The 528-nt window shown below is 72.7% G+C and carries 1 protein-coding gene; it reads right to left on the bottom strand.

Going from position 1 to position 528, the window contains the following annotated elements:
- On the bottom strand, positions 1–528 hold a 528-nt coding region (locus B9G38_RS15420; RefSeq protein WP_143415518.1), incomplete at both ends, for an aminotransferase class V-fold PLP-dependent enzyme.

Here is a 528-nt window from a genome sequence, read left to right as displayed (position 1 = left end):
GACGCTCGGCCCGTGGGGCGCCGGCTTCCTCTACGTCCACCGCGACCTGTCCGGGCGACTGGACCGCGTCGACGAGGGTGAACGCGCCGGCCTCGTTCGCGACCTCGACGAGGTCGGCGACCGGGAGGCGGGTGCCGTGCGTCCACGTGATCGCGCTGAAGCAGACGAGGCGGGCGCCTTCGACCGCCTCCGCGTACTCGTCGCGGTCGACGCGACCCGCCTCCGTCTCCAGGACGCGCACCTCGACGCCCTCGCGTTCGAGGCGCTTCCACGGGAGGACGCCGGCCGGGTGTTCGAGGTCGGTCCGGACGACCACGTCGCCGGGCTCCCAGTCGATCGCGCCGGCGACGCGGTTGATCCCGTCGGTCGTGCTCTCCGTGAGCGCGATCTCTTCTGGGTCGGCGCCGACGAACGCCGCGATCCGCTCGCGCACGCGGTCGTACGTCTCGAACGCGTACTCGTACGGGTCGGTCGTCGCGGAGCCGTACTCGTGGTCCTCGACGAACGACGCGGCCGCCTCCACGACGT

It is taken from the genome of Halorubrum sp. SD612 (assembly GCF_002135005.1).
Note: the sequence above shows the minus strand (reverse complement) of the source record. Positions and strands in the feature narration are given on the sequence as shown.